The 24,785-nt window shown below is 68.8% G+C and carries 19 protein-coding genes and 5 pseudogenes; 17 read left to right on the forward strand and 7 right to left on the reverse strand.

Annotated elements, in window-relative coordinates:
* The first annotated feature begins 130 nt into the window (after positions 1 to 130).
* Positions 131 to 1,117, forward strand: a complete 987-nt coding sequence (gene ku, locus ACZ4XJ_RS24555) for a non-homologous end joining protein Ku (protein ID WP_468497364.1) — start codon at positions 131 to 133, stop codon at positions 1,115 to 1,117.
* A pseudogene (locus ACZ4XJ_RS24560) lies at positions 1,114 to 1,496 on the forward strand (TraR/DksA family transcriptional regulator). The gene ku and the pseudogene ACZ4XJ_RS24560 overlap by 4 nt, the downstream one beginning before the upstream one ends.
* Before the next feature lie 304 nt (positions 1,497 to 1,800).
* On the opposite strand, the gene ACZ4XJ_RS24565 reads toward ACZ4XJ_RS24560, so the two are convergent.
* Positions 1,801 to 2,496 (reverse strand): LbetaH domain-containing protein, encoded by a 696-nt coding sequence (locus ACZ4XJ_RS24565; protein WP_468497365.1) that lies wholly within the window; start codon positions 2,494 to 2,496, stop codon positions 1,801 to 1,803.
* 50 nt (positions 2,497 to 2,546) lie between these two features.
* Positions 2,547 to 3,617: an NAD-dependent epimerase/dehydratase family protein gene (locus tag ACZ4XJ_RS24570; protein ID WP_468497366.1), complete on the reverse strand. Its 1,071-nt coding sequence runs from the start codon at positions 3,615 to 3,617 to the stop codon at positions 2,547 to 2,549.
* Positions 3,618 to 3,888: 271 nt separating this feature from the next.
* Here ACZ4XJ_RS24570 and ACZ4XJ_RS24575 point away from each other — a divergent pair, with 271 nt between their 5' ends.
* The 6 genes from ACZ4XJ_RS24575 (at position 3,889) to ACZ4XJ_RS24600 (ending at position 15,008) form a co-directional block, all read left to right on the forward strand.
* Positions 3,889 to 5,250 (forward strand): tetratricopeptide repeat protein, encoded by a 1,362-nt coding sequence (locus ACZ4XJ_RS24575; RefSeq protein WP_468497367.1) that lies wholly within the window; start codon positions 3,889 to 3,891, stop codon positions 5,248 to 5,250.
* A gap of 17 nt (positions 5,251 to 5,267) precedes the next feature.
* Entirely contained in the window at positions 5,268 to 6,137 is an 870-nt protein-coding gene (locus ACZ4XJ_RS24580) for a glycosyltransferase family 2 protein (protein ID WP_468497368.1), read from the forward strand.
* Between the two features lie 727 nt (positions 6,138 to 6,864).
* Positions 6,865 to 7,878, forward strand: coding sequence for a hypothetical protein (locus ACZ4XJ_RS24585; RefSeq protein ID WP_468497369.1), 1,014 nt, complete (start codon positions 6,865 to 6,867; stop codon positions 7,876 to 7,878).
* Positions 7,879 to 8,205: 327 nt separating this feature from the next.
* Positions 8,206 to 8,616, forward strand: a complete 411-nt coding sequence (locus ACZ4XJ_RS24590; RefSeq protein ID WP_362880858.1) for a RidA family protein — start codon at positions 8,206 to 8,208, stop codon at positions 8,614 to 8,616.
* 864 nt (positions 8,617 to 9,480) lie between these two features.
* Entirely contained in the window at positions 9,481 to 11,058 is a 1,578-nt protein-coding gene (locus ACZ4XJ_RS24595) for a phosphatidylinositol-specific phospholipase C domain-containing protein (protein WP_362880761.1), read from the forward strand.
* A gap of 740 nt (positions 11,059 to 11,798) precedes the next feature.
* Positions 11,799 to 15,008 (forward strand): GDSL-type esterase/lipase family protein, encoded by a 3,210-nt coding sequence (locus tag ACZ4XJ_RS24600; RefSeq protein WP_468497370.1) that lies wholly within the window; start codon positions 11,799 to 11,801, stop codon positions 15,006 to 15,008.
* 255 nt (positions 15,009 to 15,263) lie between these two features.
* Here ACZ4XJ_RS24600 and ACZ4XJ_RS24605 read toward each other — a convergent pair.
* Positions 15,264 to 15,545 (reverse strand): annotated as a pseudogene (locus ACZ4XJ_RS24605) (IS701 family transposase); the annotation flags it as partial.
* Positions 15,546 to 15,576: 31 nt separating this feature from the next.
* Between ACZ4XJ_RS24605 and ACZ4XJ_RS24610 the strand changes: the two are divergent.
* Both ACZ4XJ_RS24610 and ACZ4XJ_RS24615 read left to right on the forward strand, forming a co-directional pair.
* Positions 15,577 to 15,879, forward strand: coding sequence for an alcohol dehydrogenase catalytic domain-containing protein (locus ACZ4XJ_RS24610; RefSeq protein ID WP_468497538.1), 303 nt, complete (start codon positions 15,577 to 15,579; stop codon positions 15,877 to 15,879).
* The gene (locus tag ACZ4XJ_RS24615) at positions 15,798 to 16,481 is read left to right on the forward strand and encodes a quinone oxidoreductase family protein (RefSeq protein ID WP_468497371.1); all 684 of its coding nucleotides are present in this window, start codon (positions 15,798 to 15,800) and stop codon (positions 16,479 to 16,481) included. The genes ACZ4XJ_RS24610 and ACZ4XJ_RS24615 overlap by 82 nt, the downstream gene beginning before the upstream one ends.
* A 102-nt stretch (positions 16,482 to 16,583) precedes the next feature.
* Here ACZ4XJ_RS24615 and ACZ4XJ_RS24620 read toward each other — a convergent pair whose 3' ends face one another.
* Positions 16,584 to 17,132 (reverse strand): transposase, encoded by a 549-nt coding sequence (locus ACZ4XJ_RS24620; RefSeq protein WP_468497372.1) that lies wholly within the window; start codon positions 17,130 to 17,132, stop codon positions 16,584 to 16,586.
* Between the two features lie 67 nt (positions 17,133 to 17,199).
* Positions 17,200 to 17,637, reverse strand: a complete 438-nt coding sequence (locus ACZ4XJ_RS24625; RefSeq protein ID WP_468497373.1) for a hypothetical protein — start codon at positions 17,635 to 17,637, stop codon at positions 17,200 to 17,202.
* Positions 17,638 to 17,880: 243 nt separating this feature from the next.
* On the opposite strand from ACZ4XJ_RS24625, the gene ACZ4XJ_RS24630 reads away from it, so the two are divergent.
* The 7 genes and pseudogenes from ACZ4XJ_RS24630 to ACZ4XJ_RS24660 form a co-directional block, all read left to right on the forward strand.
* A complete protein-coding gene (locus tag ACZ4XJ_RS24630) occupies positions 17,881 to 18,510 on the forward strand; it encodes a hypothetical protein (RefSeq protein WP_468497374.1) in 630 nt (209 codons plus the stop codon).
* A 776-nt stretch (positions 18,511 to 19,286) separates the two neighbouring features.
* Positions 19,287 to 19,658, forward strand: coding sequence for a hypothetical protein (locus ACZ4XJ_RS24635; RefSeq protein WP_362880755.1), 372 nt, complete (start codon positions 19,287 to 19,289; stop codon positions 19,656 to 19,658).
* The gene (locus ACZ4XJ_RS24640; RefSeq protein ID WP_362880754.1) at positions 19,655 to 19,912 is read left to right on the forward strand and encodes a hypothetical protein; all 258 of its coding nucleotides are present in this window, start codon (positions 19,655 to 19,657) and stop codon (positions 19,910 to 19,912) included. Before ACZ4XJ_RS24635 ends, ACZ4XJ_RS24640 begins: the two co-directional genes overlap by 4 nt.
* A 13-nt stretch (positions 19,913 to 19,925) precedes the next feature.
* Positions 19,926 to 20,033, forward strand: a pseudogene (locus ACZ4XJ_RS24645) (IS5 family transposase); the annotation flags it as partial.
* A 474-nt stretch (positions 20,034 to 20,507) separates the two neighbouring features.
* Positions 20,508 to 21,089: a YdeI/OmpD-associated family protein gene (locus ACZ4XJ_RS24650; protein ID WP_362880752.1), complete on the forward strand. Its 582-nt coding sequence runs from the start codon at positions 20,508 to 20,510 to the stop codon at positions 21,087 to 21,089.
* A 219-nt stretch (positions 21,090 to 21,308) separates the two neighbouring features.
* Positions 21,309 to 21,842 carry an ABC transporter substrate-binding protein gene (locus ACZ4XJ_RS24655; RefSeq protein WP_468497375.1) on the forward strand — a complete coding sequence of 178 codons (534 nt, stop codon included), beginning with the start codon at positions 21,309 to 21,311 and terminating at the stop codon, positions 21,840 to 21,842.
* 86 nt (positions 21,843 to 21,928) lie between these two features.
* Positions 21,929 to 22,500: pseudogene (locus ACZ4XJ_RS24660) on the forward strand (IS5 family transposase); the annotation flags it as partial.
* Positions 22,501 to 22,692: 192 nt separating this feature from the next.
* Here ACZ4XJ_RS24660 and ACZ4XJ_RS24665 read toward each other — a convergent pair.
* Positions 22,693 to 23,897: pseudogene (locus tag ACZ4XJ_RS24665) on the reverse strand (IS3 family transposase).
* Between the two features lie 146 nt (positions 23,898 to 24,043).
* Positions 24,044 to 24,785, reverse strand: a 742-nt coding sequence (locus ACZ4XJ_RS24670) for a PLL family lectin (RefSeq protein WP_468497376.1), incomplete at its 5' end; no start/stop codon positions are given.

Genomic DNA, 24,785 nt, shown 5'->3' on the forward strand with positions numbered 1-24,785 from the left:
CCGGTCAGTGCCCCGTTCGGCTGACCGACCTGCGGCGGACAGCACCGGCGGATTCGGTCGGATGCAGCGGACCGCGGACCGGGTAGGCGCCGTGCACGGGAAGAGGGGGCGACTGGAGGAGGTGGCGGCCGTGGCGCGTCCCGTCTGGGCCGGAAACTTGTCGTTCGGGCTGGTCAGCCTGCCGGTGGGCCTCTACACGGCTACCGACAGCCACACCATCCACTTCCATCAGCTCCAGCGCGGCACGTCCGACCGGATCCGCAACAAACGGATCAACGAGCGCACCGGCGACGAGGTGGAACTGACGGAGATCGTGAAGGGCTACGACGCCGGCGACGAGTACGTCCTGGTCGAGCCCAAGGAATTGGACGAGATCGCGCCGGGCCGCTCCCAGGCCCTGGAGATCAACGGGTTCGTCGACCTGGACGAGATCGACCCGATCTTCTTCGACAAGACCTACTACCTCGGACCGCGCGGCAAGGAGTTCGGGAAGGTCTACAGCTTGCTGGAGCAGGCCCTGACCAAGGCCGGCAAGGCGGGCATCGCCACCTTCGTGATGCGCCAGCACGAGTACCTCGTCGCCCTCAAGGCCGAGAACGGACTCCTCACCCTGCACACCCTGCACTGGGCGGACGAGATCCGGGACCCGCGAAAGGAGATCGACACGCTCCCGGGGAAGGCGAAGGCTTCGAGCAAGGAGCTGACGATGGCCGAGCAGCTCATCGTCGCCATGAGCATGGACTGGGATCCGGGCGAGTTCCACGACACGTTCCAGGAGAAGGTCGCAGCCCTCATCGAGGCCAAGAAGACCGGCGAGAGCGTGGAGAAGGCCGAACCCGCCGCGGAACCGACCGGCGTCGTGGACCTCATGGAAGCCCTGCGTGCCAGCGTCGAGCGTGCCGGCAGACCGAAGACCGCCGCGGGCAAGGCCACGGCCTCGGGGAAGACCCGGCCCGGGAAGACGCCCGCGGCGAAGAAGCGGATCCGTACCGCCCCGAAGGAGGACCTGAGCGGCCTGTCGAAGGCGGACCTCTACAAGAAGGCTGCCGCCGCCCACCTCCCCGGCCGCTCGAACATGACCCGCGACGACCTGATGAAGGCACTGTCCCGCTCATGACCTCGACGAACGATGCCGAGCCCGTCCGGCCCGCGCTGGTAGCGGCCCGGGCCCGCCTCGCGGCCGACCGCGCGGCCACCCTCGCGCGGGCGGCCGCGTTGAGCCGCGACTTCGACGGGATCGTCGCGGCGAACGCCCTGATCGCGGTGGACGACGAACACGACCCCGAAGGAGGCAGCACCGCCTTCGAACGGGCCCACGTGGCCGCCCTGCTGGCACAGGCACACGAACACACCTGGAGGAACTGGATGAGGCGCTGGAGCGGCTCGAACAAGGCCGGTACGGACAGTGCGAGACCTGTGGCGCGGCCATTCCCCCCGAACGCCTGGACATCCGCCCGGCCACGACCACCTGCGTCCGCTGCGCGGCGGGCGGATAGGCGCGGCCTTTGCGCCGAAATGGGAATTTCAGCGAAAGTGAGTAAAACCGGGGCTTGCCCCACATAAACTCGCAGCTCAGCAAGCCTGCTCCCCGCACCTGCAGGGATGGTCCCAAGTTGACGGCTGGCCTTCTCCAGGTCGCGGCCTGCTCCCCGCACCTGTGGGGATGGTCCCGATCGCGCCGGGTACGGGACGCGCACGGGGGACCTGCTCCCCGCACCCGCAGCGATGGTCCCGGAGACGAGTTCCTCAAGTTGCCCCGAGCCCTCGCCCGGCGGCTGGTCGGGCGGCAGCCGTCGGCGGTCAGATGCGGCGGGGTTCGATCGTCACCTCCGGGGAGGTGGATCGGACCACGCTCGCGTCGGGGACGATGCTGCTGCCGAGGCAGACGCTCGCCGCGATGGCCGAGTGTCGGCCAACAGCGATGCCCGGACCGAGCGTGATCACGCTGCCCGTCTGCACGTGATCCCCGATCAGGCCCCCGAACTGCGGCGTCGTGCACCGGTAGGCCGGTTCGTCGTCCGAGTCGCCGTGGAGAACGATCTCCTTGACGGGGCGGCGCATGTCGTAGTTCCAGAGGCTGATCGCCGCGATGACGAGGTTCGCGGACAGGTGGACGTCGGCCCCGATGACGGAGTGGCCGATGCCGACCTGGTGGCCGAGCACGGTGTTCTCCCCCACGAAGGAATGGGTCACCTCGCAGCCGAAGCCGACCGAGACGCCGGCGCACAGGACGGAGCGCTTGCGGACAGTGGAGAACTCGTGGACGCGGACCCCGGGTCCGATGATCGCGTCGTCGCCGATGATCGCGGTCGGGTGGATCCGGGCGGTGGGGTGAATCCGCTCGGGCAGGATGTGCAGGGCTTCGTCGTGGAGGGCGTCCCAACGGGTGAGGAAGTCGGACAGCTCGAACCCGCCGATCCCAGCATAGCCGGTGGCGTGCAGGCCGGACTCGACGGGGCTGCGGACGTAGTCACCGATACGGATGGAATCCGGCACCTGCTCGCTCCTGTTCGTAGTGGGGTTCGGGGTTCGGGGATCGGGGATCATCAAGCGACTTCGGCCGCTTCGCGGCGCAGGAAGTCGGGCAGGGCGCCGGGGGTGTTGTCGAGCCAGGCGACGTAGCGGGCCACCCCCTCGGCCACCGTGATCGTGGGTTCCCAATCGAGGGCGGCGGTCATGCGGGACGTGTCGGCCGTCCCGCCGAGGGGGTCGCCCTCGGGCAGCGGCCGGTCCTGAAACTCGGCGTCGGGGTAGTGGTTGCGGATGAGCCGGGCCACGTCGGCGATGGAGGTGGCCCGGCCCGTGCCGACGTTGAGGGTCTGTCGGTCGGCGCCGGGCGCGAGCAGGGCGTGGACGGTGGCCGCGGCGATGTCCTCGACGTGGACGAAGTCGCGGACCTGCCGGCCGCCGCCGTTCAGGTGCAGGGGCAGGGGCAGGGGCAGGGGCAGGCCGAGCTTGGCGCGCATCGCCATCCAGGAGACGACCCAGGAGTGCGAGCCCTCCTTGACGGTCTGGGGCTCACCGTAGACGGAGAAGTAGCGGACCGAGGTGTGGGACACGTTGGCCTTGTTCAGCACGACCGCGGTCTGTGCTTCACCCCATGCCTTGGTGTTCGCGTAGACGGACAGGGGTGCCAGGGGCTGTTCCTCGTTCCAGCGCTGCACGTCGTGGCGCTTGGGGTCGCCGTTGCCGTAGACGGCGGCCGAGGAGACGAACACGAACCGGCGTACGCGGGCGTTGCGTCGGCGGACCGCGTCCAGGAGGACCTGCGTGCCGGTGACGTTGGTTCGGATCGCGGCCAGGGGGTTGCGGGTGCAGGCGGCTACGTCGGCGACGGCGGCCGCGTGCACGACGTAGTCGGCTTCCCGAACGACGCGGTCCATCAGGGCGGCGTCAGCGATGTCGCCCACGATGGTGTCCCTGTCGCTCGTGTGCACGCCGAACAGGTCGGCGTAGACGGTGGCGGGGTAGGCGTCGAGCTTGCCCACGGCCAGGACTCGGGCCCCGGCCGTGCGAAGACGGGCGGTGACGCGGGAGCCGACCAGGCCGCCGCCCCCGGTGACCACGACGGTCGATCCGGTGAGTGCGGCGGACAGGTCGGCGTCGGTGAGTGGCATGGCGGCTCCTTCGAGCTCGGCGAAAACGGGCGGTGCGGTGAGCGGGTGATCAGGGGGGGTGGCGGGGAGGTTGCGACCGGGCCGGTTCGGGACCGCCTCCCCGCCACCCCGGCGGGCGCCACCCGGGGCAGGGGTGGGCCCCGTCGGACGGAGCCTTGCGCGGTCCCGGGCGGCGTGATGAACAGTGAACTCGTCGGCACGGTAAGTGAGTACGGTGGTGACGGCAGGAACCCGTTCAAGCCGTTCAAGACCGTCCGCAGGAGGGTTCGCATTGGCAGGTGACCGGACGCCGAACAGCGCGCTGGCGGCGGTGATAGCCGAATCCGGGGCTACGTACTACGCCCTGGCCAGGGAGATTCGCTCCGTGGCGGCCGAGGCCGGACGGCGCTTGGGTACGGGTCCTTCGGCCGTGGCCTACTGGGTCGCCGGCGGTACGCCGTCCGGGCAGACGCCGTCCTACATCGCCGAAGCGTTGACGAGACGGACCAAGCGGCGGGTGACGGTCGCCGAGATCGGTCTAGGCTCCGCTGTCATCGGTGGGGCCCTGGAAGCCGATCCGTTGGCCGCCATCGCCGATCTCGGGAGAGCCGTCATGCAACGACGCCGTGACTTCCTTGGCGCAGCGTTCACCGCCGCTTCCGTCGGTCTGCCCCTGACCTACGACCACGAAGCGGTCGCCGCGACGCTCGGAGCGGCCGAGGGCGGCGGTCTGGTCGGACCGGCCGAGGTGACCGCGGTCAGACAGCTCACCGAGACGTTCCGCAGCGTGGACGAACGGATGGGCGGCGGGCACGGCCTGACCACCGTCACGGCCTACCTCACCGACACCGTCGCACCGATGCTCACCGCCCGGTTCCCCACCGCCGAGGTCCGCTCGGAGGCGTTCGGGGCGGCGGCCCAGCTGGCCTGCCTGGTCGGCTGGAAACACCACAACCTCGGGCGGGAGGGCGCCGCCCAGCGCTACTACCTGCTGGGCTATCAGCTTGCCTGCGAGGCCGACCCGCGGGGCCACGCCGCGTGGATGATGCGGGCCCTCACGCACCAGGCCCTCGACCTGGGGCACCCCCACGCTTGCCCGGAGCTCGCCGAAGCCGCCCTGAACCGGGCGGTGGGCAAGGTCGACCGACAGACCGAGGCCCTGCTGCTGGTCACCTGCGCCCGGGCGTACGGGGCCGGCGGGCAGGGCGCCCGAGCGGCGCGTGCCCTGCTCGCGGCCGAGGACGCGGTGACGGACACTCGGGACCCGGTCCCCGAGTATGCCGCCGCCTCGGGGCCGGTGGCGGCCACGGTCGCCTCGCACATGGGCAAGACCCTGACCGCGATGAAGGACCACCCGGCGGCCGAACGGCACTACCGACGGGCCCTGGCGGGCCGGCTGCCGGGCACGTACCAACTCAAGCACGGCCTGACCCTGACCGACCTGGGACGGTCGGTGGCCGGTCAACACCGGTACGAGGAAGCCGTCGGACTCTGGTACCGGTCCCTGGACTTCATGGGAGGCGTGGTGTCCGACCGCAACAGACAGGCGGTCAAGGAAATCCAGGCGGCCGCCGCCCGCTACCGCAAGCGCGGTGTGAGCGGCGCGGGGAACCTGGAACAGCGCGCCACCGAACTGCTCAAGACCCAGCGGTGAAAGGAACAAGCAGCGACATGTCGAAGATCGGGGTTGTCATCCTGACCATGGGCGACCGGCCCGCGGAACTGCGGGCCCTGCTCGACTCCGTGGCGAGGCAGGAGGGCGATCCCGCCACCGTCGTGGTCCTGGGGCAGGGCGTGAAACTCGCCCCGCTGCCGGACGACGTGACGGGCGTGGAACTGCCGGAGAACCTCGGTATCCCCGGCGGCCGGAACGCCGGCGTGCGGTGGCTGCGCGAGCAGGGCGGCACGGACATCGTGGTCGTCCTCGACGACGACGGCCTCCTCCCCCGCACCGACACCTTCACGCTGGTGCGGGAAGCCTTCGCAGAGAACCACCGGCTGGGCATCGCCGGGTTCCGCATCGCGGACGAGACCGGCTTGAGCCAGCGCCGGCACGTCCCCCGCCTCGGCGGCAAGAACCCGATGGTGTCCGGACCGGTGACGACGTTCCTCGGCGGCGGTCACGCCATCCGCATGAGCGTCATCGACGAGGTGGGCGAGTTCCCCACCCCGTTCTTCTACGCCCACGAGGAAACCGACTTCGCCTGGCGGGCCCTGGACGCCGGCTGGGACATCGACTACCGGGCCGACATGGTGCTCCAGCACCCGCGTACGGAGGCGTCCCGGCACGCGGTGTACTACCACCACACCGGCCGGAACCGCGTCTGGCTGGCCAAGCGCCACCTGCCCGCCGTCCTGGTGCCGATCTACCTCGCGACCTGGGCCGCGTACACGCTCGCGCAACGCCCCCCGCTCTCCGGCCTGACGGCCTGGTGGTCCGGGTTCTTCGAAGGCGTACGGGTCCCGTGCCCGCCGCGCCGCCCCATGCGCTGGCGAACGGTATGGCGCATGACCCGCCTGGGCCGGCCCCCGATCATCTGACACCCGGCGCTCCTTCGGCGGGGCCTGGCGGACGAGGGGGCGGTGAGCACCTGCTCCCACCTCTCGGAGGCAGAGCACGCGCCGTGGGGCAGGCCGCTGGTCGCAACCGTGAGCAGGCGCATGACGAAGGTCAGCGTCGAGGCAACCGGTTCAGCGCTGAGGACCACTGTCGGCGATACGCGGGAGAACCACGACCGCGCGCCGGCCGCCGACCTTGTTCCCCTCGCTCCCGTGGTAGCGCTAGTGCTGTGCCTCCTCCAACTTTGCCGCCACAGGTGAACCAGGCCCACAAGGGCCCCATTTGGCCTTCTTGTTCAGATAAGGGAGTTTCAGCGAAAGTGAGTAAAACCAGGCCTCGGTCCCCATAAAATCGCAGCTCAGCAAGCCTGCTCCCCGCACCCTTGGGGGTGCTCCGCACGATTCGGGACCTCATCCTCTGGGCGACTCGCCGCGGTCGTGTCCGCACCCTGATGGGCCTCGGTGAATCGCCCCACGCTCGGGGCGGGACAGACCTGTTCACCAAGTCTCCCCACCCCTCGCGCCTCTGACCTGCAATCAGGCAGGTAGAGAGACCGGCCGATAGCCGGCCAGGTCCACGGTCCGACCCCTCCTGCGGACCCCATCCGGCTCGCGCGCTCTGGACCGGCGCATGCGGGACTGGCTGCGGCCAGTCGGGCGAGCACGCAGTGCGCAAGGTGCTTTCGGAGGCGTCGGCTAGGGTGCCGGGATGATATTCGGACGTGGGCGGTTTCCAGCCGCCGTCGAGACCTTCGAAGCGGCTGTACGAGCCCAGGACGCGGACGCGGCGGAGCGTGCCTTCGGGCGGCTGACACATGGTTTCGACAAGGCGGCGGACGCCGACCTGCGGGCGGCGGGGCCTCGGCTGGCCGCTCTGCTGGAGCAGGTTCCGCCCGGGCCGCGAGCAGTCGTAGCCGTGCTGAGCGGGGCGTGCGTCGAGCGGGGCGCCGACCCGTTGGCCTGCGCGCCCGCCGTGTTCGCGAGCGCCCTGGATGCCTTCGAGCAGGCCGCCGTGTTCTGCGAGCGGTGGGCGGCTTCGGAGAGGGGCGAGCTGCCCGATCACGAGGGCGAGGGCCTGGAGGAGGCCGACTTCGAGCGGATCGGCTTCGAGCCCGTCATGGCCTGGCAGGCGCTTCCCCAGTTCGAGATGGCCTGCGTGGCCATGCTCAACTCCCCGCAGGTGCGCCGAGAGGTAGCCGGTCGCGAGGGATTGGCGGCCGCCGTCGCACGGGTGGCGGAGCTGTCGGGCGAGCCGTTCAAGTGTCTCGCGTACGCACTCGCCGTCCTCGACGACGAGCCATTCATCGTGCTCGACCGCGCTACGGGCGCCGGTTTCGCGCTGCGCGTCTCCGGTGTCGGCGACAACTTTCAGCTGCACACGCTCCTCGCCGACGCCCTGATCGGCCGGGGCCTCGTGGGGGGGCAGGCGCCGTCGGCGGACGCTGTCGCCTGCTGTCGCGACCAGGCCGGAATGGTGCCGACCACCGGCTCCTTCAACCTGGTCGGCGCCGACGGCGAGTGGATCTGGAACGAAGGCAACCCGGCGGACATCCCCGTCGTGGACGGTGTCCGGCTCGTGGTCCTCGACCCGCCCGCGTACCGGAGGAACTGGCCCGCCGGCCGGTTCTTCCCCGGGATGACGGGCGAGGTCGTGTACGACCACGCCCTCGCGCCGGAGGAGTCGGCCGCCCTGCTCGCCCGAGTGGCCAAGCCCATCGGCTGACGTGGGGGCGGCGGCGGGTCTCACGCCATCGTGGCCTGGTGGTCATCGAGGTGATCCGAAGGAAGCGGCTGGGGCGGGTCGAGCTGTCCAGGGCGGCCGAAGCCGGCAAGCAAGGCCGTGGAAGGCGCCCTCGACCGCGCGCGTGGCCGCCCGACCAGTCTGCGGTCAGGGGACGGCCCCAACCCCTCCTGCAATCCTGATCAGTCGACTTGCGACCGGTCTCAGGCGGCCGTCGTGGCGGCTCCGCGAGGAAAAGGGGAGGCGGAAGCCCTGTCCGTGTTGGCAGGATGTCCGCGTTCCGTGCCCAATACGAAGGGACCGACGACTGTGGCTCGTGCCGTCACCTTGATCCGCTCCGCCTCCCTGTCCGATGTCGCCGAGTACGCCTACGCGGCCACCGCGCCCGCCGAGGCGCGCCTGATCTTTCTCGCTGGAGCGTGTCCACTGAACGACGATGGCTCCACGGCAGCGATCGGGGACTACGCGGGCCAGGCAGCCAAAGCCATCGAGAACATGCAAGCTGCTCTTGCTGCTTCCGGTGCGTCCCTCCTGGACGTCATCAGTACACGGGTGCTCGTGGCATCCGCCCGGCGAGAGGACCTGGTGGCTGCCTGGGAGGTGGTCCGGGACTCGTTCGGTGACCATGACGTCCCCAGCACCTTGATGGGCGTCACCGTGCTCGGCTATCGGGACCAACTCGTAGAAATCGAGGCTGTCGCCGCCGTTCTCGATTCTTGAGATCCACTGACGTAACCGCGGGGGCGGCTGACCGCGGCCGCAGACCGGACCGTCCCTCCGGCCAGAGGTCTGCTGAAATGCGTGGACACCGCCCTGTCCGAGCGGATGCTGGAGGGACGTGAGGAGTAGGCGGCCGAGCGGCTGCGTACGGCCGAGCCGTCACTGGCCGGTGTCAGGCACGCATACGCCCACGCCCTTTTTAATCCTTCGCCGACAGCAGCAGCAGCCTCCTCCCCGACCTGCCGCGCACGCGCGGGACCAGGCCATTGGAGCGAGGCGCCCACACCATCAGCGAGCTCCACCGCCTCCTGCTCGACGCGGCGATGCCCTCCATCGACGGGTTCCGCCGTTCCCGGCCGCAGGACGCACTCGACACTGCGGCCCGGGCCCTCCTCGGCGCCTGTTTCCACACTCGTCCGTCCCGATCCCGCCATCTCCGAAGCAGCCAGGAGCCGGTACGCGAACGCTCGCAGACGTGGCCGCTCCGGGGCCGCGGTCGCCGCCGGTGCGGCCACCGCCTGCGCGGTCGGCGCGGAGCAGGCCGGGCACCGGCGGATCGATCGGATCGGATCGGGCCGGGGCGCGACCGGCAGAAGTACGCGGCAGCCATTCCTGCCGGTGCTTTTTCCTGTTCCCGGCCCCGCGCCCGGTGATGGACTGGCCGAGCACCGGGGGAAGGGCGCGGGAGGCGGAGCCGAGCCGCCGTCGCCGTGGCGGACCCGTCCGCATGGCGGATGCCCCGGAGACGGCCACCCCTGGCTCCACCGCACCCGTCTCCCGCGCTCTTCCCCCCGCTGCGCAGACCGACCGGCACCGCCGGTACGGCAGCCCTTCCGCTCAAGCCCGGCCCGGTACAGGAGATCCATGTCCCACCCCCTCGCCCACGGTTCCCGCCCCGGACCAGGACGCCGGCCGCGCCTGCTGGCCGCGCTGGCTGCCGGCTGCATCGCCGTGGGCTCCCTCGTCTCCGCCACGGCCCCCGCCGCGGCGGCCGGGTCCGTCAAAGCCGACGCCTTCCGCTCCCTCAAGAACGCCCCGCTCCAGCAGGACTGGATGAAGGGCCTCGACGGAGGCACCTCGCTGGCCCGGGTGTCCATGCCCGGCACCCACGACACGCTCTCCATCCACGGCGGCCACTTCGCCCAGACCCAGGAGGACCTCGGCGACAGCGCGGACACCCTGACCGCACAGCTGGACAAGGGGATCCGCGCCCTGGACCTGCGGGTCCGGGTCACCGAGAACGAGTTCTTCGCGATCCACCACGGCGCGATCTACCAGAACGCCAACTTCGACGACGTCCTGGGCAAGGCGAGGACCTTCCTCAACCAGCACCCGGGCGAGACGCTCGTGATGCGCCTGAAGGCCGAGTGCCCGATCGGCAGCGGAGGCGGTGCCACCGGTTGCACGAACGACCCGTCGAACGTCTCCGCCGGCGTGATCGCGGCGATCTTCGACCGGTACGCGAAGAAGTACGACGGCCTCTTCTACAAGCCGTCGATCACCCGCAACAGCCTGACCCAGACGCCCACCCTGGCCCAGGCCCGCGGCAAGATCGTCCTCGGCACCTTCGGCGTCTCCGACAGCACCTCCAGCGCCTCCTACGGCACGCTCGGCTTCCACGACAAGCTGGCGGACGACTGGAAGCCCAAGAGCGCCGACACCAAGTGGAACGGTGTCAAGGCGAACATCGACCGGGCCAGCGCGGACACGGGCAACTCCTGGTACGTGACGTACACCTCCGCCACCTCGGCGCTGGCCGAACCCAGCCCGGAGGAGTACGCGGGCGGCTACATGGACAACTCCGGGGGCGTCGTCAGCTACGTCACCGGCCAGAACCAGCTGCTCATGAACTACCTGAACAGCAACGCGACCCGGGGCCGCATCGGGATCGTCATGACGGACTTCCCCGGCTGGGCCCTGATCCAGAACATCATCGACCGGAACAAGGACGTCGTGGTCAAGGGCAGCCACCCGGCGCTCTGGCTGGTCAACGACGCCAACAAGACCTATGTGAACACCAAGTACAGCAGCCGCTGCATGGTGCGCGGACCGGAGTTCGACAGCTCCAAGACCGGCGGCCTGGTCACCCAGCGCGAATGCCAGTCGACCCCGCCCAGCAGCCACCAGTGGTCGGCCGAGATGCCCGCGAACAGCCAGGGCCACTTCTGGGTCAAGGCCGCCAACGGCAAGTGCCTGACCGTCCCGTACAACGACGGAGTCCGGCCCGGCGCCGGTACCCAACTGTTCTGGTGGGAGTGCGAGACCCGCTGGTTCTCGGGCAGCCAGATGTGGAACATCGTCCCCACCAAGGTCGAGGTCTCCGGCGGCTCCCGCACGGCCTACGCCTTCATCAACAACTGGACCGGCCAGTGCCTGTCCGTCGACCCGGCCACCGCCTCCGTCGCGGGCGGCAAGGTCACCCAGGACGCCTGCCCGAAGTAACCGGTCCGGGAACGGGCCCGCTTCCCCGAATGCGGAGGAGGCGGGCCCGTGAAACCCGTTGCGACAGAGGTCGAGCCTGCGGCCGTCCCTTGCGGATCCTGCCGCGCCCGCGCCGCTTCGCCACCTGCCGCGGTGCACCGCCGCGGGCACCGTACCTCGCCGCGTCCTCGGGCCCGCGCGAACACGGCTTCATCACCGGGGGCGCGCCGTGGGCGTCAGCGACTGGTGAGTTCGCCGTGGAGGTCGGCGCTGGGGCCGTTCAGGCCGATGACGACTTTGTCGGGGTCGGCGGCGTAGCCGGACCGGCCGACGAGGCCACCGCTACGAGGCCATGGAGGCCTGCCTGGACCGCACCGGACCGGGCGGCCGGGCCATGATGATGTGCTGGGCGCGGTCCTGGCTTCGGCCTTCGTCAACTCCCCCAGAAATCGGTGGCCAGAGCTGGGATGAATTCGATGGCTCTCAGGCCGTCGGCACCGGAAACCACGAAAAGAGTGACGCTTTCCGCAGGCTGGCCCTGTCAGTGCCCTCGTGCCGCTAGACAGAGGCATTGCCCGCCGGAGTGGGCGTCAAGGAAGAAAGCTGCATAGCCGTCCCGGTCTTCGTCAGCTTCAGTCATCACTACGAAACGGTAGTTTCCTGTGCGTTTTGCACGAAGATCTCCATTTTTGCCGCTAGCCATGCCGACGCCGAGGAGGCAGGGGTTCGCGTCCTGGCGGGTGTCGACAGCGGTGACCTGCGTGCTGGCACTCCTCATGGGCCTGGCCACCGTGATCGCCGCGGCATCGCCGGCCTCCGCTGCTCCGCCGGACCGCAAGAAGTTCATGGCGACGTTCAACATGCTGCACTCCACTGCCGGTGGTGATATGTGGGGAGCGGTCGCCGAGATTTCCCGCAGTTTCGGTGTCGTTGCCCTTCAGGAGGTCCCGCGCGACGGCCAACTTGTTCCGGTCGCACCCAACTTTCCGTACGGGAGCACCCTCCAGCGGCAGATAGGCCCGGAAATCTGGGAGTACGAGTGGCGAATAGGCAGAGGTGCGGACGACGTCCGGTACATATATCTGGCGAGAAATGCCACCCAGCCCTTGGGTATCATCACCACCCAACGGGCAGACCATGTAGAACTCGTTCAGCATCCGACCATTCCGAACTCTCGTCCGGCACTGCTCATAGTGCACAATGACATTCGGATGGTGTACGCCTCGATCCACGCCTTCTCCGGGAACGGCAACGATGGGGTGGGCTTGGTCACGGCCGTACGTGACGCGACAGAAGCCTATGGGGCTGCCAATCTCCCGACTCAAGGGGGAGACCCGTGGGACTGGGCGGTGCTGGGGGATTACAACCGCGCCCCGTCACTGATGCGAGACGACCCCAACCGGCCAGCGAATTCGACTGTCGTGAGTCCTACGCAGAGTTCGCAGCTGCAGGGGGGAAACACGCTCGACTACATGGTGACGTCGCTGGGTGCGAACTTCTTCAATGCGTCCACTCCCGCTCCGTGGAGCCCTATCCGCAATAGCGGAAGCGACCATCTCCCCGTGCTGTTCAGCCCGATGGAAGCCGGCGGAGCGAACCAGGGGTGGACCTACCGCTTCACCAACCGCACCGGGCCCAAGCACTCGGTCATCTCCATCCCCAACGGCACCGCGGTGGATGGCACCGCCGCGGCGCGGGAGGAATGGAAGCACGAACTGAGTCAGGTCTGGAGGGCGGAGGAACTCGTTTCCAACGGAACCGACATCGCACATAAGTTGATCAACGCGCAGACCAATAAGTGCCTCACCCTCGATGAGTCACGCAACGTTCTCAGTCAGGCGGAATGCCGCGACAGGGACGCCCGGAACCAGCTGTGGCAGTACAGCGCCATGGGTGCAGGTCTCCGGAGCATGGCAGATGACAATGGCCCAGGCTTTGTATTCCGGTCCATGGAGCCGGCCAACAGTTCTCTCTCTACCGGCACCTATACATCCACAACAATTCCTGATGAATTCCAATGGGCCATGGAGCCCCTTGATCTTCGGAACTGGAATACGGGCGGCTTCCCCGCCGGTGACCAAGGGTCAAATCCCGTATACATCAAGGACGGTGAGGCGGACCAGCACCTGAGAGCAGGCGCCGACCACGTCACGGGCGGGCATGCGGACCATCACGTCAACGACTACCACGGCGACGAACTGTGGAACCACCAGCCATCAGGTGTTCCCGGCGGGCGCCAACTGGTCAATGAGACCACCAAGGAATGCCTCACCAGCCCAATCGGAGGTCAAGGCAAGCCCACCATGGAGCCTTGCCAGGCCGGGAACAAGCACCAGGCGTGGGAGTACGTCCACGGACATCTCGTAGCCATGGCCATAGGCGGCATCGTCCTCCTGGCCGGGGGAGAGCTCGTGATGGCAGCCAGCGCAGCGGTCGTAGGTGTCATCAGCTTCATCACCGCCCTCAGGAAGGGCGGACATGTAAGCCTTGCGGTGATGCCGCTGGGTGACTCCATCACCTTGGGAGTGGGAAGCAGTACGCGTACCGGCTACCGACCCGCGCTCGCACAGATGCTCGCCAAGGACACGGCGAACGTGAAGTTTGTGGGGTCCATGCAGGATGCCGACGGCACCCGGCACGAAGGCCACTCCGGGTGGCGCATCAACCAGATCAGCCAGAACATCAACCGCTGGATGGCGGATGCCAAGCCCAACGTGGTGGTGCTGCACCTCGGCACCAACGACATGAACCGCAACGACGAGGTGGCTGCTGCACCCCAGCGCCTCGCCCGGCTCATCGACCAGATCTACGCCGCGTCCCCGGACACCGTGGTCGTGCTCGCCTCGCTCGTCCCGGCCTCCGACCCCGCCGTACAGGCCCGGGTCAACGCCTACAACCGGGCTCTCCCCGGCATCGTCGACGAGCGCGCCGCACGCGGCTACCGCATCACCCAGGTCAGCATGGGCGAGCTGACGGTGGCAGACCTGAACGACAATCTCCACCCGAACAACAACGGTTACGCCAAGATGGCCCGAGCCTTCCAGGGCGGCATCGCCACCGCTTCGCAGAAGAAGTGGATTGTCCCGGAGGTCACGGTCAAGCCCGCACCTCCCGAGGTCGGCCAGGGTGTGGCGGCCGGTGACTACCGCGTCGATGTCAACGGCGACGGCCGCTCGGACTACCTCGTGGTCCAGGACAACGGAGCCGTTCACGCGTGGGTGAACTCCACGGGAGCCGACGGCAAGGTGAAGTGGTCCGACTACGGCACCATCGCCTCCGGCTCTTCGTCATGGACCGGTGCACAGGTGCGTTTCGCGGATGTCGGTGGTGATGCTCGCGCCGACTATTTGGTTCTGTCGCCCAACGGAGCGGTCCGCGCACTGATCAATCAGGGTGGCGACGGCCGCGGCGGCTGGCGGGACGCCGGGACCATCGCCTCAGGCTCGGCCTCCTGGAACGCCTCCCAGGTGCGTTTCGCGGATGTCGGTGGTGATGCTCGCGCTGATTACCTGGTTCTGTCGCCCAACGGAGCAGTCCGCGCACTGATCAACAATACCCGGACCGACGGAACCCTCAAGTGGGACGACTACGGCACCATCGCTTCGGGATCCGCTCTATGGACTGCTGAGGACGTGCGGTTCGCCGACGTCGGCGGCGACGCCCGGGCCGACTACCTGATCGTCGAGGACAACGGCGCTGTCCGCTCCTTCATCAACCAGGGAGGTGACGGCCGCGGAGGCTGGGGCAAGGTGAGCACCATCGCCACCGGCTCCGCGTCCTGGAATGCCACCCAGGTCCGTTTCGCCGACGTCGGCGGAGACCACAGGGCCGATTACCTCATCCTCGCCGACAACGGGGCCCTGACCGCCTACTTCAACGAGACGAACGAAGCGGGCACGACCAAGTGGTCAAATCAGGGCACCATCGCCTCCGGTACCGGCAACCCCGGCCACCGCGTCAGGATCGCGTGACCTTGTGATCCGGCCCCACCGTTGATGTCGTGAGGGCACAGCTCGGTGATGCTGTGCCCTCACCCCGTGGGCCGAGCACTGTACTCCAGCAGGATTTCGCTATCTGACCTGCGGTTTTCGTTGGGCGGGTGGAGTGTCACGGGCTGTGGAGTGGTCAGTGGCCTTCGGGAGGCTGCCCCTCGATCGGGTGGCACCGCCGCTGGTAGTGGCAGCGGCGGGCGACCGCTTGGCGGTGCCGGCGTCAGTTCGACCAGCTCAGCGCGTGGTGTCGTCCCCGGCGTCCACCAAGGTGCGGGGGCCGGGGACGACAAGCTGCCAGGAGTCGCCGAACCTCCGCCACTGTGAACCCGATGGCCCCGGCTGCCTCACCGGTGCCGCCGCCTTTTCCAAGGCCTGGTGCGCCGTGGCCGCCAGGAAGGCGTGCGCGAGCATAGTCAGAGTGATGTGTCGGTACCAGCCCACGTAACGGCGGACTTCGTACTGGTCCAGGCCGCATTCGTTCTTCGCGGCCTGGCACTCCTCGATCGCCCAGCGCGTCCTGCTGCGATTGGTCGATATTGATCAACCGATGCCGGGCCCGGGCCAGGCGGTCGTGGAGGTCGCCGCGTCCGGCGTCAACTTCCTCGACGTATACCACCCCCAGGGCCGGTACACCCTCCCGCTGCCCTTCATCCCGGGCACTGAGGGCGCGGGCACGGTCCTCGAGGTCGGACCCGGCGTCACCCACGACGCTGTGGGAGACCGGGTCGGCTGGGTGCAAATTTCCGCACCTATGCCGAGCAGGCCGTCGTGGACTCCTCCCGGCTCGTGCCCCTGCCCGACGGCGTCGACTTCGAGGCCGCCGCCGCCGCCGTGCTGCTGCAGGGCATGACGGCGCACTACCTCGTCAAGGACGCCTACCCGGTCCAGCCGGGCGACACGGTGCTCGTGCACGCTGCTGCCGGCGGCATGGGGCTTGTGCTGACCCAGCTCATCACCCATCTCGGCGGCAGGGTGATCGGCACAACCTCGACACCGGAGAAGGCCCAGCTGGCGCGGCGCGCCGGGGCCGCCGAGGTGATCCTCTACTCGGCAGTGGACGATCTCGCGGCCGAGGTGAAGCGGCTCCATGGCGGCCAAGGCCTGCCTGTCGTCTTCGACGGCGTCGGCAGGGACACCTTCAATGCGAGCCTCGCCAGCCTGCGAACCCGCGGCCACCTGGTGCTCTTCGGCGCCGCGAGTGGTGCAGTGCCACCCTTCGACCCCATCCGGCTCGCCCAGGGCGGTTCGCTGACCCTGATCCGGCCAAGCCTCGGGCACTTCATCGCCGATCGGTCCGAACTGCTCCGGCGCGCCGCCGACGTGCTCAACTTGGTGCGTACCAAGGCGCTTGAGACCACCGTGACGGCCCGCTACCCGCTCGCCGAGGTCGCCCAAGCTCACCGCGATCTGGAGGCTCGGCGTACCACCGGCAAGCTACTCGTCATCCCCTAGGGCGACCGACGGAATTGACTGACCTGCACGAACGTGGCTTCCGCCGGGCGTCGATCCCGCGCAGCTGTGTCCGCCATCCCGGGTGATGACCGCTAACGGAAGTCAGCTGCGGTGCGAGCGCAGGCAGAGCCGAGATGCCCGGCCGACCGTCGACCGCGTTTCGTCACCTGGGTCGCGGTGGAGGACGTCGAGCACATCGAGGATGTGCCCGGTGCCGCGTACCAGGCGGAACATCTCGGCGATATGCACGGTGTCGCCCGGCCGCGCGTACGTCAGCAGCTCGCGGAACCTTGCGGAGGATGTCCCGCTCGGTGGCGAGCTTGCGCTCACTTGCTCAAGCTCGGCCACCCTCCCCTCCAGCTGCCGCATCCGCTCGTGCGGATCAGCGGACGGCACCGCCTCCCGGGGCAGAGGGCCCGGCTTCGCGGCAGCGGCGGAGACGCCACTGCGCTCGCGGTCCCGCAGCACCCACTCACGCAAGGTCGTCCGGTTCACGCCCAGGTCAGCGGCGATGCTCTTGTACGTCGCCCCGGGGGTGGACTCGTACAGGGCCACGGCATCGGCCTTGAACTCGTCCGAGTAGTCCTTCGTCGCCATCGGCGGTCTTTTCGCTTCCTTCGGATCAAGCAGATCCAGTATCAGCGTGTCCACCACTCAGGGGGAGGGCGCCCCCGCGAACGCAGAGGGCGGGGCCGGGCTTCAGCCTCCGCCTGCTGCCTCAGGCGGTGGTATTGCCCTCGGTATCGATCACGCTCTTGATGGCGGTGAAGAAGGTCCCGACGAGGTCGTCCGGCATGCGGTATCCGACGACCTTCCCGAAGCCGGGTCCTTGCGGCAGGACGGGGGCAGGCATTCCCGAAGGCCACCAACCCTTGCGCTCCCCGCGTTCGAGGACCTGCTTCAGCGCGGCGCTGTGTCCGCGGAGGCTGCTGCCCTCGGAGTCGCGGAGGTCTTCCGCGGACACGTACCCGTCCCGGATCGCGGCCTCGCGGACGATCTTCTGCGCGCGGGCCGGCAGAGCTCGGTAATACCGCTCCGCGCGTTCCGGCGACCACTCGGTGTCGAGCACGACGCACGTCGCGTGCTTCGCGAGGAAGTCCTTCAGGTCGTCGTAGCACTCGGGGGTCGGGTTCTTGATGGTGAGCAGGATTTCCATGCGGAGCTTCCCTTACAGCAAACCTGGAGAGACGTTGAACTGACGTGAAGTCACACGCTACCGCCCGTCGGGCTCGTCTCTCACATGTCTCTCCCCCTCTCGGCGGGCGAGAGTCGAAACGCATCTCTGCCGCCGACCATCACCTCGGATAACATGCCATATCCGAGGTGATTGAATCGGTGTGACGATGGGTCATCCCACGAACCCGATCCCACCCAACCCCCCGACGGTAAGGAGCGCGTCATGACGGACGACCTCGCGCCCGCGCGGGCGGGCAACTCGGCGACGAGCGGCGAGATCGCCCGCCTGGGCGAAGTGGTGGTCGATGGAGAGCTTGTCGATCCGAACCCGGACACGGCGTCGCGCCACGGCGTCGCCGTGTACGACCCGGCCGTGGCTGCCGTCCTGGCCGCTCTGGACCAAGGCGCCCAGGAACACCTGGACGCGGTCCGGCCGCGCAAGACGAGGACCGGGTACGCGCGGGACTGGGCGCTGTGGGAGGAGTTTCACGGCTGGCTCGCCGAACGGACCGGCGTCCCGCTGCCGTTGACCGCGGTCAACAAGGGGACCCTGGTCGGGTTCGTGACCTGGCTGGACGAGGTGAAGCAGGCGGCGCCGAACAGCATCGACCGCCGGATCACCGGCGTCACGTCCACGGCTCGCCGTCCCCCGTACGACGTCGAGGTGCCCAAGGAAGCCACCGTCGCCGCCCGAGCCGCGCTCAAGCCGCTGAAGAACGACCGCGTCCGCCAAGCCCGCGGCCGCCCCCGCGAGCCCGGAACAGCTCAGGGCGATGAACACCGCGCCCCGTACGGTGACGGCCGGGAGCGAGGAGGCGACCCGCCCCGGGCGCCGCGCGTACGCCCTCCCTGACCTGGCCGTTTACCGGGACCGGGCGCTCGTGACCATGGCGTTCGGGATCGCGGGGCGCGCCGAGGAAGTGAGCGCGCTGACCCTGGCCGACGTCGTCCTCGTCGAGGAGGGCCTGGAGGTGCACGTTCCCTCGGTGAAAGGGCGCTCGGCCCGGGACGTCGAGATCGCCTGGGGTTCACACCCCGACTCCTGCCCCGTCCTGAACTGGCTCGCCTGGAAGGGCGCCGCCGAGGCGGCCGGACTCGGCGCCGCCGGGCCCGCGTTCCGGGGCGTCGACCAGTGGGGCCACCTCGGGACACGACGCCTCTCCCCCGAACGGCTGCCGCCTGGTCATCACCCGCAGCGCCGAACGGGCGGGCCTGGACGTACGCCTGACCGGCCACTCCATGCGCCTTTAGCTGTCGACATGGGTTTGATAGGTACCCGACAGGTGTGCCGCCGGCGAGCGGCAATCCCTGGGCGGCACGCCGGAGAGAGGCAAAGCCGGAGGTGTGGACGTCCGTCGTAGCTGCTTTATCGCAGATCACCTGCTCCCGGCGCAGGTGGTGCTGCCGGGATTCCTCAGTGGCTGCCGCGCAGCGACACGGACCCACCGGCGAGGCCTTCGAGGGTCGGGCCGGGAGCACTTGCAGGGGACCCCATGGCCGCCCCCCTGCCCCCGAGCGCGGTCCAGGCGCTTCGTGTCGGATGGTCCGGATCAGCAGTGCGCGGGCACAAGGATGAGAAACGATCACGGGATTGTCGGTAGGTTCGGACTCCAGACGGAAGGAGCACCCGTGGCACCGGCACCCCAGCACCACACCGCGGACGATCTGATCCCCCGCCCGGAACGCACGGCAGGCGCCTTGCGTACTGCCCTGGCCAGAGTTGATCCCTCCCGACTCGACGAGATGCAGCGGACGATGGACGAAGCCTTCTCCCAGGCTATCGACCACAAGTCGCTCGCCCCGATCCAGGCGTGGCTGCTGGTCTGGGCTCAGAACATCGAGATCGCCCGGCGTGTGGACCTGCGCACGCGCCACCAGCACGCGCAGGCTGTGCTGACCTCGTACGACAAGCACGAGCACGATGACGAAGACGCCGTCAACACGGCGCTCGCCGAGATCAGCGCCGTCCTCGATGAAGCCCAGCAGGCGGTGCGCGGTTGAGTTGGAAGTGGGAGTACGCCTTCAGCGCCGAAGCGACCGCCCGAACAGCACCGGCCCCGTTCCTGCGGGAAGTGGAGAAGAAGGCGGACGAGCTGGTCCGCATGTGCGAAGTCGCCTATCTCCACGCGCGCGACCACCAAGGCCTCGACCCCAAAGGCGGCACACTCACGATTCCCGGCGGAATGATCACCTACCAGGTCGTCGTACGTCGCGAGCGTGTGTACATCCTCCAGATCACCGCTCTGGAGTGGTAAGCGGGGCACTGCGGTCCTGACCGGATTGCAGGCCCGGGCGGACGCCGCCGGGCTGATCACGTGGGAGGTGAACGTGGACTCCACGATCTGCCGGGCCCATCAGCACGCGGCCGGTGCCCGGTGCTGCCGATTACGCCGGTCTGATCCCAGGATGGGTGGGATGTGCGGTCATCCGCAGTGTGGAGGACGGCACATCACCAAGGCCGTTCGGGGGGCCGGAACGTTGGTTTCAGGGGAGGGGTGTCGTCGGTGAGGCGGGCGGGGTGTACCGATCCGACGCGTTTGGTGCCCTTGACCGGCCCGCTAGACCACGCCGGGGTCCGCGCCGCACCAGCAGCGCTCACCCAGCACCCACACCTCGCACTCCTCCCCCAGATGCAGCGCCACCTCCACCTCCGGCGGAAGGAGTTGGCGCGGACGCCGCAGCGGATCGGCTGCTCGTCGACCGAGACGCTGCTGTCGTGGCACGCCCATCACGGGGCCGGCCGGCCGCCATGGGCATGCCTGTTCACCCCCCGGCGGAGGCCGTGAAATTTCGGTGGCGGAGGCTGATATAGGTCAAAATCTGTCCTATATAGCCTCTAAGTTGCGGTGTATGCAGACATACGAGGACGGCGTCGAGATTCTTGTCCCCGCGAGCCCGGCAGAGTTGGAGGCATGGCTCGACGAGCATCACGGGGAGCGGACCGCGCTCTGGGTGAAGATCGCCAAGAAGCGTACCGGCATCCCGTCGCTCACCTGGGAAGAGATGGTCGACACGGTGCTCTGCTTCGGCTGGATCGACGGTCTGCGGCACGGCTTCGATGACACGTATTTCCTGCAGCGCACGACGCCCCGCCGCCCCCGATCGCCCTGGTCGCAGGTGAACGTCGACAAGGCCGAGGCCCTGATCGCCGAGGGACGGATGCGCCCCCGCGGCCTCGCCGAGGTCGCGGCGGCGCGGGCGGACGGTCGCTGGGCGACGGCATACGCCTCCCAGAAGAACGCCACCGCACCGCCCGATCTAGTCGAGGCGCTCGACGCGAACCCGACGGCGCGGGCGTTCTACGAGACGCTCGGCAAGTCCAACCAGTTCGCCCTGTATCTCAGCCTGGTCACCGCCCGCACCGAGAAGACCCGGCTGGCCCGCCTGGAGCGGATGGTGGTGACGATGGCGAGGTCCGAGCGGCCATCATGATCAACCGTCCTGGGGGTCCAGCGGGCCCGACACCCGCCCAGAAGGGCCCTCGGCGGATAACACACCCGCGCGGGCGGCTGGGATCACCGCAGAACCTCGCCCGGATCGCCGCGCTCACCCGCGCGACCGAAGCCCGCCGCGCAGCACGCCCGTGTGCGCAGGGTCGCCGAGCGCGCCCTCCGTCAACGAAAGCCCCGTTGCAGTACTACGTTCTAGAGGGTGACAACCGATCCCGTGGCTTTCGTGTCCGCTCTCGTCGCCGACGTCCTGAACGCGGGTGCGAACGCGCGCGCCGCGGTGCTGGAGCCCGCGCTGAGGGCCAAGTACGCCGCTGCCTTCGCGATGGGACGCAGGGAGGCCCGCGCTCTCAGCGCGGCGGACCGCGAGCGCTACCTCTGCGCCTTCGCCCCGTACTGGACCGCCAAGGTAGCCGCGGTCTTCCTCGACATCGGACCGGTCGCCCCCACAACCGCCTCCGCCGACAAGCCCACGGCGCACCGCGTGAGCGCGACGGCCGCCCGGTCCCCCGGGTATCCCTCCCGCACGCCGGCCGTGACCTACCGGCTCAAGTCGGACGCCGACGGCACGTACCTGCGACTCACCGACATGGACGTCGATGGAGTCTCGGTGCTCGGCACGGAGAAGGAGCTGATCCAGCGCATGCTGCGGAGCGACGGTTTCGAGTCGTTGCTGGCCTTCCTCGAAGCCGGGAGCCGACACGAAGGCGGAGCGCCTGTCACGAAGAGTGAGTAGCGCCGACCCCCGGGCCACTCCGGTCCGGCGTTGCCGGCCGACGGGGTCGGGCTGGCAACCCCTAACGAAATGATCTTCGGGCTGGTTGGATGGCCCTGAGAGCGTTGATCCGGGGGTGCGGGGTGGCTCGGCGGAAGTGGACTGAAGCCGGTGTGTGGCCGCGACTGCACGCAACCCTCCTGGCCCGCCCCCGCGGAGCCGGGGCCCTCGACTTCTCGCGGGCTGTGGTCGACGGCTCCCACATACGCGCGTAAAAGGGGGCTCCAAAATCGGGCGAAGCCCGGTTGACCGGGGCAGGAACGGCAGCAAGCGCCACCTGATCACCGACACCACCGGCATTCCGCTTGCCGCCACCCCGACCGGCGGCAACCGCGATGACGTCACCCAGTTCATCCCCCTGCTCCAAGCCGTCCCACCGATCCGCGGCAAGCGCGACCGACCGCGTCGGCGGCCCGACACGGTGCTCGGGGATCGCGGCTACGACCACGACAAGCACCGATGCCTGGCCTGGACCCTGGGCGTGAAACCCGTCATCGCCCGACGCGGCGTCCCACACGACTCCGGCCTCGGCGCCGAACGCCGGTTCGTGCAGCGGACCTTCGCCCACCTTCACTGGTTCCGCCGGCTGCGGATCCGCTGGGAAGTACGTGACGACATCCCCGAAGCCTTCCTCCGTCGTTCTCGGTGGAGGTGCCCCAGGGTCTTCTCACCCCGGACTGCTACCCGGGGAACGACCACCATCACTCGCCGCCTTGATGCAATTGAACTCCCGCGCCCACCTACCCCTCGATGTCCCCGTCGAGGGGTAGGCGGGCGCGTTAGGTGACCCCCGGAGTGTGGACACAGGGGTTCATGCTGCGAGTGAGAGTTTAGCTGTCCTGTGGTGCTGCTGTTCGAACTCCATTGGGGAGAGGTAGGAGGGCGCGCTGTGGCGTCGGCGGGCGTTGTAGTAGGTGAGCCACCGGAATATCTCGAGCCTTGCCTGAGTCATCGTCACGAACACTCTCCGGTGCATCGTTTCTCTCTTCAGTCCCTGCCAGAAACTCTCGGCCAGGGCATTGTCGTAACTGGAGCCGACCCTGCCCATGCTTCTGCGGACGCCGTGCAGATCGCAGACCTGGGCGAACGCGGCCGAGGTGTATTGCGATCCGCGGTCCGCGTGGAAGATCACTCCGGTGACGTCGCCGCCGCGGGTCGCGACCGCGGCATGGAGTGCGTCGATGACGAGCTCGGCCCGCATGTGCGGGGCCATCGACCAGCCGAGTACCCGGCGTGACCGTATGTCGATGACGCAAGCGAGGTAGAGCCACGCGGCTCCGACCTGTACGTATGTGATGTCGCCGCACCACTTCTCGTCCAGCGTACTGGTGGTGAAGTCCCGCTGGACCAGGTCTGCCACCGGCGGCGCGAGGCGGTCCGGGACCGTGGTCCGCTTCTTCTTCCGCAGGTGACGGCCGACGATGCCGTGCTTGCGCATCAGCCTGGCCACCCGCTTGCGGTTGACCGTGTGGCCGAAGCCCCGCAGTTCGGCATGGACTCGAAGCGCGCCGTGGTTACCTCGGTGTTCGGCATGGATTTCGCGGATCTCCTCGACCAGGGCGTCCTCGGCTCCCTGCCGCTCCGCCCGCGCCCCGGCGCCGGCGATCCACCGGTAGTAGCCAGAGCGGGAGACCTCCAGCACCCGGCATATCCGCTTGACGCCGAACATCTCGGCGTGGGCGGAGACGAAGTCCCAAGCGGCGTTCTTCACTTCATCTCCCGCGCGAAATAGGCGGCTGCCCGTCGCAGAATCTCCCGCTCGAGCTGCCATTCCTTCTCCGCCTTGGCCAGCCTGGCGTGCTACGCCCGCAGCCGGGCCAGCTCGGCCTCGGTGTCCTGCGACGCGCCGGAGGCGACCGGACGGCCGTCGGCGTCACGCACCCAGGTCCGCAGCGTCTCGGGGTTGACGTTCAGATCGGCCGCTACGTCCCTGAACGTCCGCCTGCCAGCCCAAGCCCGCCACAACGCGATCGCGTCGGACCGGAACTCCGCACTGTACTTCGAGGGCCTTGCCACGTAGATCTACACCTTCCAGGATCAACAGGATCCATTGTCAGGTGTGTCCACGCCAAGGGGATCGCCTCAACACTGGGCCGGCCCCAGTTCGCGGTCTCCTGCGCGAACTGGGGCCGTAACGGACCATGAGGGGCCGGGGCGGTGGGTCAGGAGTTGTTGGCGGTGCCGAACGGGGCCCACGTGCTCCAGGTGCCGTTGTCGTAGTTGCCGTCGCGCTCGAAGAGCTTGCCGTCCTTGTTCATGGCGAACATGTGCAGTTGGTTGCCGGTCATGGAGGCGGAGACCGCGATCAGGTTGCTGGTGTCGCTCCAGCGGTACCACTGCGACCAGGTGCTCGTGTTGTAGTTGCCGTCGGCGCTGTTGATCTCGCCGCCCTCGATGTCGAACAGGTGCAGCTGGTTGTTGGCCACGGCGGAGGTGAGTCCCTGTACGTTCGCGCGGTCCCACCGGTTCCAGGCCGACCAGGTGCCGTTGTCGTAGTCGCCGTCGCGCGAGAAGAGGGTGCCGCCACCGCCGGCGGCGAAGAGGCGGACCTTGTTGCCGGTCGAGGAGGCCGTGAGCGAGGAGATGTCGCTCGTCTCGTTCCAGGCGTACCACGGCGACCAGGTGCCGGTGCTGTAGTCCCCGTCACGCTCGTGGATCTTGCCGCCCTGGACGATGAACAGGTGCAGCTGGTTGTTGCCGGTCACGGTGGCGGCGAGAGCCTGCACGTTGAACTTGTCCCAGGCGTACCAGTCGCTGGACACGCCGGTCTTGTAGTCGATGTCCCGGCTGAACAGCTGTCCGCCACCGCCGACCGCGAAGAGGTGCACCGTGTCACCCGTCGCCGCCGCCGTGACCGACGTGATCGAGCTGCTCGGGATCGCCTTCGGCGCACTCCACGACTTA

The organism is Streptomyces sp. NPDC029836, assembly GCF_055574495.1.

Bases quoted from the DNA above. Each gene is read 5' to 3' on its own strand.
- ACZ4XJ_RS24580 (WP_468497368.1), top strand. From the start codon at position 5,268: ATGTCGAAGATCGGGGTTGTCATCCTGACCATGGGCGACCGGCCCGCG.
- ACZ4XJ_RS24630 (WP_468497374.1), top strand. From the start codon at position 17,881: ATGACGGACGACCTCGCGCCCGCGCGGGCGGGCAACTCGGCGACGAGC.
- ACZ4XJ_RS24625 (WP_468497373.1), bottom strand. From the start codon at position 17,637: ATGGAAATCCTGCTCACCATCAAGAACCCGACCCCCGAGTGCTACGAC.
- ACZ4XJ_RS24650 (WP_362880752.1), top strand. From the start codon at position 20,508: ATGCAGACATACGAGGACGGCGTCGAGATTCTTGTCCCCGCGAGCCCG.
- ACZ4XJ_RS24570 (WP_468497366.1), bottom strand. From the start codon at position 3,617: ATGCCACTCACCGACGCCGACCTGTCCGCCGCACTCACCGGATCGACC.
- ACZ4XJ_RS24585 (WP_468497369.1), top strand. From the start codon at position 6,865: ATGATATTCGGACGTGGGCGGTTTCCAGCCGCCGTCGAGACCTTCGAA.
- ACZ4XJ_RS24610 (WP_468497538.1), top strand. From the start codon at position 15,577: ATGCCGGGCCCGGGCCAGGCGGTCGTGGAGGTCGCCGCGTCCGGCGTC.
- ACZ4XJ_RS24595 (WP_362880761.1), top strand. From the start codon at position 9,481: ATGTCCCACCCCCTCGCCCACGGTTCCCGCCCCGGACCAGGACGCCGG.